Genomic DNA, 12,550 nt, shown 5'->3' with positions numbered 1-12,550 from the left:
TTCCGAGAAATGCTCGAATTCGATGGCATCATGTTGTCGTGGTCGAAAGGGGTGCGCGCTACCGGGTGTTGGGCCCGGTCACCGCGCACCTCGACGGCGAACCGGTGCGGCTCGGCGGGCCCAAGCAGCGCGCCGTGCTCGCCGCGCTGCTGCTCAACGCGAACCGGGTGGTCTCCGAGGAGCAGCTGATCGCCGCCGCCTGGGTCGGCGAGCCGCCGACGAGCGCGCGCGGCCGGCTCCAGGTCCGCGTCTGGGAGCTGCGCAAGCTCCTCGGCCGTGACGCCATCGTGCGCCGGTCGCCCGGCTACCTCATCCGGGTCGAACCGGGCCGGCTCGACCTCCAGGTGTTCACCGACGAGGTCGCGGCGGCCCGCGCCGACCTGGCCGGTGGCGGGCTCGACGAGGGCGTGGCCCGCCTGCGCGCGGCCCTCGCCCTGTGGGAGGGGCCGGTGCTCGGCGGCGTCGCCGAGGCGCTGGTCGACCGCGAGGCCGGGTCCCTGGAGGAGCGCCTCCCGGCCGTCCTGGAGGACCTGTTCGACGCCGAGCTGCGCGCCGGGCGGCACGCGGCCGTCATCGACGAGCTGCGCCGCGCGGGCGAGGAGCACCCGTTCCGGGAACGCCTCCAGGCCGCGCTGATCCTCGCCCTGCACCGCTCTGGCCGCACGTCCGAGGCGCTCGCCGCGTACGCCGGCACGCGCCGCAGGTTCACCGAGGAACTCGGCATCGAACCCGGCCGCACCCTCCAGGACCTGCACGTCCAGGTGCTGCGGGGCGACGGGCCCGCCCCCGACGAGCCCACCGCCGCCCGCCCCGCCCAGCTGCCGCACGACGTGCCGGCCTTCACCGGCCGCGCGGCGGAACTGTCCCGCCTGGACGAACCGGGCCCCTGGGTGGTGACCGGCCCGGCGGGCGTCGGCAAGACCGCCCTGGCCGTGCACTGGGCGCGCGGCGCCCGCGACCGCTTCCCGGACGGCCAGCTCTACCTGGACCTGCGCGGCTTCGACGCCGACCACGAGCCCGTGCCGCCCGCCGCCGCCCTGGCGCAACTGCTGCGCTCCCTGGGCCACCGGCGCCTGCCGTCCGATGTGGACGAACTGGCCGCCCTCTACCGCACCGCCCTGGCCGACCGCCGGGCGCTGGTGCTGCTGGACAACGCGCGGGACGCCGACCAGGTGCTGCCGCTGCTGCCGCCGTCCGGCGTGGTCCTGGTGACCAGCCGCCACCGCCTGGGCGACGTGGCCGTCCGCGCCGGCGCGCGCACCCTGTCCCTGGGCGTCCTGCCCGCCGGCGACTCCCGCGCGCTCCTGTCCACCGTCCTGCGCCTGCCCGCCTCGACCTGCCTGGACGAACTGGCCGACCTGTGCGGCCACCTGCCGCTGGCCCTGCGCATCGCGGCGGCCAACCTCCAGACCGCCCCGGAGCCGCACGTCACCGCCCTGGTGGCCGAACTGCGCGCCGACCCCCTGGCCGGCCTCACCGTGGACGGCGCGGACGAGAGCGCCCTGACCCGCGCGTTCGACGTCTCCTACCAGGCGCTGCCCGCGCCGCAACAACGCCTGTTCCGCCTGCTGGGCCTGGTCCCGGGCGCCGACTTCACCCCACCCGTGGCCGCCGCCCTGCTGGACACCCCGGTCCCGGAAGCCACCCGCCTCCTCAACCGCCTGGCCGCCGCGCACCTGGTCGAGCAGCACACCCCGGGCCGCTACCGCTTCCACGACCTGGTCCGCGACCACGCCCGAACCCTGACACCGGACCCGGCCGCCTGGCCCCGCCTGGTCTCCTACCACCTGACCGCCACCGACGCCGTGGACCGCCACTTCAGCCGCCGCCCCCTGCGCCTACCGGAACCCCCACCCCAGCCCACCTCCTCCCTCCCCACCTCCCCTTCCTCGCCTCCCCCTTCCTTCCCTTCCGCCTCCTCCGCAGTGGCGTGGTTGGCGGCCGAGCACCGGAACCTGACCGCCGTGCTGCGGCAGGCCGCGATCCGGGGCCCGTACCCGGAGGCGTGGCACCTGGCGGACGTGATCCGCTCGGTGTTCCTGCACCGGGGCCTGCGGGCGGAGTGGCTGGAGGTGGCGTTCCCGGTGCTGGAGGCGGCTCGCGGCGTGCCGCGCGTGGAGGCGCTGGTCCTGCGGGGCATCGGCGCGGCGTGCGTGCACCTGGGCCGGCGCGACGAGGCGATCGGCCACCTGGAAGCCGCCCTGGCGGCGCACCGGGACGCGGACTGGCCGGAGGGCGAGGCGGCCACCGCCAACAGCCTCGGCATCGCCCTCCTCGCGGCCGGCCGGTTCACCGAGGCGCGCGCCATGTTCACCCGAACCCTCGGCGCGGGCACGCGCACCGACGAGATGATGGCCCACAACAACCTGGGCTTCGTGCACCGCCTGCTGGACCGGCTGGACACCGCCGAGACCCACCTGGACCTGGCCCTGGCCCTGGCCGTCGAGGACGACTCGCGCTGGGGCGAAGCCGTGGCCCGCGTGAACCTGGGCCAGCTCTTCCTGGCGCGGGGCGACCTGGTCACCGCGAGGTCCCACGCCACGGCCGCCTGCGCCCTGCACCGGGACCTGGGCAACCCCTACGGCGAGGCGTCGGCCCTGGTGGTCCTGAGCCGCCTGGACGCGGCCGAGGGCGACCCGACCGCCGCGAGCACCCACGCCGAACACGCCCTGGCCGTCGCCCGCCGCGAGCACAACCGCGAAACCGAGATCAACGCCCTGATCGCCCTGGGCCACGCCCGAGCCGCCGCCGGCGACACCGCCGCGGCCGCCACCCACCACCGCGACGCCCTGACCCTGGCCCACCACTGGGGCACCCCCTGGCAACTGACCGAGGCCCAACACCCCCACCCCGCCTAACCGCGCGTGTCCTCCAAAACTTCGCGAGTCGTACGTTCAGGTCCACCGTGTCGTACGTTCCGGACCCCCGAGTTCTACATTCGCGTACCCCCATGCGGCTGACTCGCCGGTCCTGAGCGTTGAACTCGATGGTCCTGAACGTACGACTCGCGCGTTCTGGAGGTACGACTCGCGAGGGGGAAGGGGAGTGGAGGGGGAGTGGGTGGGAAGTGGGGGTGTTTAGCGTCGCCGGCGGCCTGCTGAGTTGACCGGGGGAGCGGTATGTCGTCGCGTGTGCGCAACAGGGCCGGGTTGCTGGGGGTGTTGTGGGCGGCGGGGCCGGTCAAGGGGGTTGCCCTCGCGGTGGTGGTGGCGCTGGTCGCCACCAGCGGTGGTGACGCGGTCAACGGGTGGGGGCGGTCCGGGGGGTTCGCCGCGGACCCGGTGGCGCAGGCCGGGCCGGGGCAGGTGTGGGGCGCGGCCGAGGCCGGGGCCGGTCACCTGGAGGGCGAGGCCGGCAACGGGACGGTGCCCGCCTCGTTGAGGTCGCGCTACCCGAAGGTCGAGTGGGAGTCGCAGCCGCGCAACGCCGCCTCGGTGGAGGAGGTGGCGGTGGCGGAGCCGGTCGGGTTCGAGAAGGGGAAGAGCCGGGAGAAGGTCGAGGCGAGGACGCGGCACGAGAACGCCTACGCCAACGCCGACGGGACCGAGACCACCGAGTTCTCGCCCACGCCGGTCAACTACCGCGACGGCGACGAGTGGAAGGCGATCCGGCCCGAGCTGGTGCCCGCGGAGGACGGCTGGCACAACGCCGCCGACGAGGTCGACGTCCGGGTCGCCCGCCGGGCCGACGCGGCCGAGCTGGCCAGGTTCGTCGTCGACGGCGGGCACGAGGTGGCCTACGGGCTGGCGGGTGCGGCCCCGGTCGAGGGCCGGGTGGACGGCGCCACGGTCACCTACGCCGGGGTTCAGCCGAAGGTGGACCTGGAGCTGGAGTCGCGGGCGGGCGGGGTGAAGGAGACCCTGGTGCTCACCGGGCCGGGCGCGCCGACCGAGTTCACCTTCCCCCTCGTCCTCAAGGGCCTCACCGCGCACGTCGAGGACGGCCAGGTCCTGCTCAAGGACGGCCCCACCACCCGCGCCGTCATCCCGCCGGGCGACATGGTGGACGCGGCCGGCACGCGCTCGACCGGCGTCACCTACGCCCTGACCGGCCACGACGGCCGCCCGGCGCTCAAGGTCGCGCTGGACCGGGAGTGGCTGGCCACCGCCGTGCACCCCGTGGCCGTCGACCCCACCGTCCAGCTCCCGGTCACCGGCGAGGCCGCCGACAGCAGCATGCGCGTCCAGGGCTCCTCGTCCTCGCCGGGCGGCAACACCCTCGTGGTCGGCGACGACGCCGCGTCCTACCTGCGCTTCGGCTCGCTGGTCGACCGGCTCCGGCACCACACGATCTTCGGCGCCCAGCTGTGGCTGGTGAACTACGACGCCGACTCGTGCCGGCCCCGCCCGGTCACCGTGCACCCGGTCACGCAGAGCTGGTCGTCCACCGGCGACTACGACTACCCGGGCCCGGCCACCGGCGGCCGCCTCGCCGAGCGGTCCTTCGCCCACGGCCACGTGGCGCTCGGCCAGTCCTCCTCCGCCTGCCCCACCGCGGGCGAGCTGATCAACCTCGGTGGCGGCGGCCGGGACCTGGTGCAGCGCTGGGTCGACGGCGAGCAGGCGAACAACGGCCTCTCGCTGCGCGCCTCCGGCGCCGGGACGGGCAAGAAGTTCACCGGCCCCGCGACCGCGAACCCGCCCCGCCTCTACGTCACGCACAGCCCGTACAACGCGACGTACTCGCTGGCCGACCCGGTCCCGAACCCGCCGGTGCTCCAGAACCAGGACGGCAAGGTCAAGATCGCGGTCACCAACAGGAGCGCCGAGGCGTGGTCGCCGGGCGGCCACTACCTGGCCTACCGCGCCTACGACGCCAAGACCGGCAGGTCGATCACCCAGCAGCGCGCCGCCACCCTGCCCGGCGCGGTCGCCCGCAACGCCCGCGTCACGCTCGACGCCACGATCAAGGCCCTGCCGCCGGGCAGGTACTTCCTCGACTTCACCATGGTCAGGACCGGCGGCCCGGTCTTCACCGACCACCAGGTCCCGCCGGGCCGGGTCGTGCTGGAGGTCTTCGACGTCCCGCCGGTGGTGCAGGAGCTGCACCCGCCGAACGGCTACCAGGCGTCCACGCTCACCCCGCAGCTGTGGGCCCGCGCCCTGGACGTCGACGCTCCGCCGTCGGTGACCGTGCAGTTCAAGTTCGAGGTCTGCGAGCGCGACGCCGCCGGCAAGCAGGTCAACTGCGTCAACTCCGGCTACCAGGCCAGGACCGCCTGGACGCCGCCCGCGTTGAAGTGGAGCAAGGCCTACGACTGGCGCGCCCACGTCAAGGACGCCAACAACGAGGTCGCCTCACCCTGGTCGACGGTCCTGACCAGCGTCCCGCAGCCGGAGATCACCTCGCGCCTGACCGGCGGCCCCTACGGCACGGAGGACCAGGAGTTCGACCCGCAGACGGGCAACTGGTCCACCGCCGCCGTGGATGCCTCGATCACCACCGCGGGCCCCGAGCTGCGCCTGGTCCGCACCTACAACAGCCTGGACCCGCGCCGTGACGGCATGTTCGGCCCGGGGTGGTCCACCCGGTACGACATGAAGGTCACGCCGGACGACGACGGTTCCGGCAACGTCGTGGTCACCTACCCGGACGGCAGGCAGGTCCGGTTCGGCCGCAACACCGACGGCACCTTCGCCGCGCCGTTCGGCCGGGTCGCCCGGCTGACCGCCGAGAGCGCCGGCTGGAAGCTGCTGGACCTGTCCGGCGCCACCTACCAGTTCTCCCCCAACGGCCGCCTGACGCGGATCACCGACAGCGCCAACCGGTCGGTCGTGCTGACCTACGACACCGGCACCGGCAGGCTGCTCAAGGCCCAGGTGTCCAACAGCCAGACCAACACCTCGGGCCGGCACCTCACGTTCGGCTGGACCGGCAACCGCGTCACGAGCGTCAAGGCCGACGGGACCACCTGGACCTACGCCTACACCGGCGACCTGCTCACCAGCGCCTGCGGCCTCGGCTGCACCACCTACCGGTACGCCACCGGCTCGCACTACCGCACCAGCGTGCTGGACTCGCGCCCCGAGTCGTACTGGCGGCTGGGCGAGCCGGACGGCACGGCGGCGGCCAGCCAGGTCGCGGTCAACCTGGGTGAGGACGCGGGCGCCTACCGGAACGTCACCCTCGGCACGGCCGGCGTGAACACCACCGACACCGCCGCGTCCTTCAACGGCACGACCTCGTCGGTCGACCTGCCCAAGGGCGCGCTGAAGAAGAACCGCGACGGCGCGGTGGAGCTGTGGTTCAAGTCGTCGGTGACCGGCTCGGGCGGACCGCTGCTCGGCTACCAGGACAAGGCCCTCGGCTCCTCGCCGACGGCCGGCGCGCCGGTCCTCTACGTCGGCACGGACGGCAGGCTGCGCGGCCAGTTCGCCACCGGTGCGGCGTCCCCGATCACCAGCGCCGCGCTGGTCAACGACGGCAGGTGGCACCACGTGGTGCTCAGCGCCTCCGGCGGCGCCCAGGCGCTCTACCTGGACGGCGCGAAGGTCGGCGAGCTGACCGGCAGGGCCGTCGACCACGAGGGGCTGACGTTCAACCAGGTCGGCGCCGCCCACGCCACCGGCACGTGGCCCGCGTGGGGCAGCACCCCGCAGCGCCACTTCGCGGGCGTGATCGACGAGGTCGCGGTCTACCCGGGCCCGCTCGGCGCGGCCTCGGTCGCCGCGCACCGCGCCGCGAACAACCCCGCCGACCAGCTGACCGGGATCACCCTGCCCAGCGGCAAGACGGCCGCGAGCACCACCTACGACACCACCCTCGACCGGGTGCGGGAGCACACCGACGGCAACGGCGGCACCTGGCGCGTCGGCCCGCCCGCCGTCCACGGCGGTGACGACGACCTGCGCCGCACGGTCGAGGTGCTGGACCCGGCGAACCGGCCCAGCCTGTACGAGTACGACGCGCTGGGCGGCTGGCTGCTGCGCCTCGGGCAGCCCTTGGGCCTGGAGGCGCGGCCGGAGGACGCGCCGGGCGAGCCCACCTCGACCCCGGCGCCGCCCACCGAGACCTGCGCCAAGCCCGACCCGGCCGACCCGGCGTTCTGCACCGCCATCCCCGACGGCGCCGGCGGCCCGGTGTTCGTCCGGTACGGCGCGGAGGGCATGGCCATCCGGTCGTTCACCTACGACGACAACGGCCAGTTGACCGTGGTCACCGACGAGAACGGCGACACCGTCGCCCTGGGCTACGACGCGCGCGGCAACATCACGTCCCGCAGGACCTGCCGCACCTCGACCGAGTGCCACACCAGCTACGACACGTACCCGACGACCGTCACCAACGAGCAGGACCCGCGCAACTTCCTGCCGCTGGAGTCCCGCGACGGCCGGTCGGCGAGCGCGACCGACACCACCTACCGGACCACGTTCGGCTACCACCCGACCGGCCAGGTGCTCCAGGAGACCGCGCCGGACGGCAGCTTCGTCAAGCACGCCTACACCACCGGCGCGGAGGCGGCCGTCAACGGCGGCGCGCCACCGGCCGCGCTCATCGCGTCCACAGTGGACGCCCGCGGCAAGACGACCCGCTACGACTACTACGACAACGGCGACCTGGCCCGCACCACGCACCCCGGCGGCCTGGTCACCGAGCACACCTACGACGACCTGGGCCGCGTCGCCTCCACCAAGGAGATCTCCGACAGCTTCCCCGCCGGTGTCGTCACCACCTACACCTACGACGCCATGTCGCGGCTGCTGACCACGACCGGCCCGGTCACCACCGACGCGGTCACCGGCGTCGAGCACCAGCGGCGCACCACCCGCACCTACGACGCGGACGGCAACACCGTCCGGGTCGAGGAGGCCGACACCCGCGGCAACGACGCGCCCCGCGTCACGGTGCACGACTACGACGGCCACAACCGGCTGGTGCGCGTCACCGACGCCGAGGGCCACGAGACCTCCTACGAGCACGACGCGTTCGGCCTGGTCACCTCGAAGACCGACCCGAACGGCAACCGGTTCGACTACGCCTGGACCAGCCGCGGCGACCTGGCCGAGGTGCGCGTGCGCGACTGGCGCGGCGACCCGCCGGGCGCGCCGTCGCCGGCGAACGGGCAGCTGCTGCTCAAGGCGTACTCCTACGACTTCGCGGGCCGCCTGGTGAGCGAGACCGACGCCATGGGCCGCCGCACGGAGCTGGAGCACTGGGACGACGGCCTGACGCGCCGCAAGGTGCTCAAGGACTTCCGCGACCCCGACGGCAGCAAGCGCGACTTCGTGCTGGAGGACAACACCTACGACGGGGCGGGCAACCTGGTCCGCCAGGTCACCGACAACGGCGCGACGGTCGTCGAGCACACCCACGACCGGCTCGGCCGGTTGGCCACCGCCGTGGTGGACCCGGCGGGCCTGCGCCGCACCACCACCTACGCCTACGACGGCGGCGACAACATCACCCGCACCACGACCGGCGGCAAGGCGTCGAACGTGCCGTGGGAGGTGTCCACCACACCGGAGACCGTGACCTACCGGCACGACGACGCGGGCAACGTGGTGGAGGAGACCGTCACCGACGGCACGACGAACCGCACCACCACCTTCACCTACGACCGGCGCGGCCACCAGACCTCGGTGACCGACCCGCGCGGCAGCACCACCACCTACGCCTTCGACGAGCTGGGCAGGCAGGTGTCGGGATCGGGCGCGGCCGTGGCGGTGGAGCGCGGCGGCGGCCCGGCCACGACCGCCAACCCGACCACCCGCACCGGCTACAACACCTTCGACGAGCCGGTGGTGGTGGCCGACGAGCTGGGCCACGCGCACCGGACCACCTACGACCGCGTCGGCCGCGTCGTCGAGGAGGTCTCGCCGACCCACCGGGGCCTCACCCCGGTCGTCAAGACCTCCTACGACGGCAACGGCAACCCGACCGAGGTGGTGGACGCCCGGGGCAACGCCACCCGGTACGCCTACGACCAGCTGGACCGGCTGGTCACCCGGGACGAGCCGGCGAGCGCCGGCCGCGCGACCTGGCGCTTCACGCACACCCGGTCGGACCGGGTCCTGTCGGTCACCGCGCCGGACGGCGGCCGCACCGAGTCCACCTACGACGACCTCGACCGCGAGATCACCTCGACCCGGTACGAGCGCAAGCCCACCACCGGCACGTTCACCTCGTGGCGGCGCTACGACGACCGGGGCGACGTCACCTCGGCCGTCACCGCGACCGGCGCGACCACCTCCCACGCCCACGACACCCTGGGCCGGTTGGTCGAGGAGACCGACCCGGCGGGCGTGCGGACGCGCTTCGGCTACGACCAGGCGGGCAACGAGGTGCGCGTCACCGACGGCCTCGGCCGCACCACGCGCACGGCCTACGACCTGTTCGGCGACCGGGTCGCGGTCTCGGAGCTGAAGCCGGACGGCTCGGTGCTGCGCACCACCGCGTTCGGCCACGACCCCGCCGGCAACACCACCAGCGTCACCGACGCCGAGCAGCACACCACGACCTTCGAGTTCGACGCGGGCGACCGCCTGGTCAAGCAGGTCGAGCCGGGGGGCGTGACGCAGGAGTTCGGCTACGACGCCGCGGGCAACCTCACCCGGGTCACCGACGCGCGCGGCCACCGCACGACCACCACCTACAACCCGTGGGGCCTGGTGGAGGAGGTGGTCGAGCCGTCGACCGCCGCCCACCCGGACGACCGGACGTGGACCTCCGAGTACGACGCGGCCGGCAACGAGGTGGAGCTGACCGCGCCCGGCGGCGTGGTGCGCACCCGCACCTACGACGCGGCGAACCAGCTCGTCGCCGAGACCGGCACGGGCGCCGAGCGGCCCACCGCCGCCCGCGGCATCGCCTACGACCTCGTCGGCAGGCAGGTCCGGGTCAACGACGACACCTACACCTACGACGACCGCGGCAACCTGCTCACCACGGCGGGGCCGGGCGGCGCGGCGGAGTTCACCTACGACGCCGACGACAACCCGCTGACCAGGCGCGACGCCGCCGGCACCGCGACCTTCACCTACTCGAAGGGCAGGCTGAACACCGTCGCCGAGGGCCTGGCGGGCGTCACCCGCACCTACGGCTACGACTCGGCCGGCGCGGTGAAGACCATCGGCTACGGCGCGGGCCGCACCCGCGCCTACGGCTACGACGACCACGGCCGCCAGGTCTCGGACGTGCTCACCAACGCGTCCGGCCAGGTCATCGCGTCCACCACCCACGGGTTCGACGACACCGACCTGATCACCGCCAAGACCGAGAACGGCGTCGAGTCGACCTACGCCTACGACGCGCTGGGCAGGCTGCGCCGCGCCACCACCGGCGGCGCGACCACCGAGTACGAGTGGGACGCGGCGGGCAACCGCACCAGGGCGGGCGCGAAGACCTCGACCTACGACGAGCGCAACCGCCTGCTGTCCGACGGCGACTACACCTACACCCACAGCGCCCGCGGAGCCCTGGCGAGCCGCACCAGCTCCGGGCACACCGAGCGGTTCGCGTTCGACGCGTTCGACCGCCTGGTCGGCGCGGCGGGCCAGAGCTACACCTACGACGGCCTGGACCGGGTCGCCACCCGCGACGGCGCCGCGTTCACCTACGCGGGCCAGGGCGACCAGGTCGTCTCCGACGGCGCGGCCACCTTCGCCCGCGGTCCCGGCGACGAGCTGCTGGCCACCGGCCGCGGCGACGTGCGGCGCGTCCCGGTCGCCAACGGCCACGGCGACGTGGTCGGCGCGTTCGCCCCGGACGGCCAGGACCTGACCGACCGCACCGCCTACGACCCGTTCGGCCTGGTCACCGCGCGCACCGGCGACACCGGCCCGCTCGGCTACCAGGGCGACTGGACCGACCCGGAGACCGGGCAGGTCGACATGGGCGCCCGCTGGTACGACCCGGGCGCCGGCGGGTTCACCTCGCGCGACGACATCCCGTTCCAGGGCGGCGACGCGATCCGCGCCAACCGCTACACCTACGGCGCGGGCGACCCGCTCGGCCAGGTCGACCCGGACGGGCACTGGTCGTGGCCGTGGAACCGGTCCGACGACGATGACGACTCGTCCACCAGCGTGGTCACCGTCGACTGCGTGCTGGTCTTCTTCGTGTGCGACTACAGCTCGTCGCTCGCCTCGGCGATCAGCGCCCAGGCCGACCGGTTCTCCGGCAAGAAGAAGAAGTCCTCGCTGCCCCGCACCACCTACCCGTCGTACGCGCCCGGCCCCGCCTACCGCGGTCCGGGGGCGAGGGGCAGCTGCGGCGCGTGCTACGACGCCGAGGCGGCGCGCCGCGCCGAGCACGAGCGCAAGAAGCGGGTCACCGCACGCGCCAGGGCGGCGGCGGAGCACTCGGCCCGGCACGTGCCCAGGACGGTCGGCGGCGCGGCGCGCACCCCGGTGCTGACCATGCCGAAGACCGTGTCGTCCAACCCCAAGGCGCCCGCGGGCACGGTGGGCGCCAGCCGCGACGTCGTGGCCGACGCCAAGCGCGGCACCGACCGGGTCTACCAGGCCGCGGTGAGCAAGGCGGGCAACCCCGTGCGGGACACGTCCGCGGCGGCCAAGTCGAACTCCGGCGGCGGCGGGTCCACCTGGAAGTGGCCCGGCTGGCGGAACATCGGCAAGGGCGTGCTGGCCGGGGCGGCCGAGGCCTCCGGCTACAACGACGGCAAGAAGTGCCTCACCCGGGGCGACGTCGCGGGCTGCGCCTGGTCCGTGGTGTCGGTGGCGTCGCTGTTCGGCGGCCCGATCGGCGTGGGCGCGGTGCGCGCGGTCAGGAGCGCCAAGTACGCCGACGACGTCGTCGGGGCCGCCTGCGCGGTGGTCGCGGGCAACAGCTTCGCCGGCGACACGGCCGTGCGCATGGGCGACGGCTCCACCAAACCCATCGGCGAGGTGCGCCTCGGCGACGAGGTCGCGGCGACCGACCCGACCACCGGCCGCACCGGCTCATACGCGGTGACCGACGTGATCACCAACACGGGCGTCAAGGAGATGGTCGAGGTGTCGGTGTCGCTCGACGGCGCCACCTCGACCCTGACCACCACCGGCGGCCACCCGTTCCTGGCCGACGGGGAGTGGGTGGAGGCCCGCGACCTGGAGCCCGGCCGGCGGCTGTCCGAGGGCGTCGTGGTCGGCACGCGGTCGTGGTCGGAGCAGCGCACGGTCCACAACCTCACCGTCGACGCCCTGCACACCTTCCACGTGGTGGCCGGCGACGCGGACGTGCTGGTGCACAACGCGGGCAAGTGCGGAAAGGCGCTGCAGAAGGTCGGCGCCGGCGTGAAGTGGCTCGGCGGCAAGGTGTCGCGCGGCGCGGGCGCGGTCGGCCGGGGTGTCGCCGGAGCCGGCCGCGGCGCGTGGGAGGGCGCCAAGACCGTAGGCGGCTTGTTCCGCAAGAACTACCTGACCAACCCCCTCAGGTATGTCCGGGAGAACCCGGGCCGGGCGCTCCAGCAGTGCCTGGGCGTGAACGCGGCCACCGGTGCGGCCACCGCCTGGCTGGCCAACGCCAAGACCTCGGTGGTGGTGACCGTCGCGGCGATCGGCTGCCTCGGCTCCACCATCAAGGACGCGTGGAAGAGATGAGAGGAACCAAG

Annotated in this window: 2 protein-coding genes; both read left to right on the top strand. The window is 74.1% G+C overall.

What is annotated here, in order from left to right:
- Positions 1-38 precede the first annotated feature (38 nt).
- Complete coding sequence (locus tag ABD223_RS15445; protein ID WP_344036883.1) at positions 39-2,858, top strand: AfsR/SARP family transcriptional regulator; 2,820 nt, start codon at positions 39-41, stop codon at positions 2,856-2,858.
- Positions 2,859-3,119: 261 nt separating this feature from the next.
- Positions 3,120-12,539 (top strand): RHS repeat-associated core domain-containing protein, encoded by a 9,420-nt coding sequence (locus ABD223_RS15440; protein ID WP_344036882.1) that lies wholly within the window; start codon positions 3,120-3,122, stop codon positions 12,537-12,539.
- Positions 12,540-12,550: the final 11 nt, after the last annotated feature.

It is taken from the genome of Saccharothrix xinjiangensis (assembly GCF_039527585.1).
Lineage (GTDB): Bacteria > Actinomycetota > Actinomycetes > Mycobacteriales > Pseudonocardiaceae > Actinosynnema > Actinosynnema xinjiangensis.
This window is presented reverse-complemented; position numbering and strand designations above follow the sequence as displayed.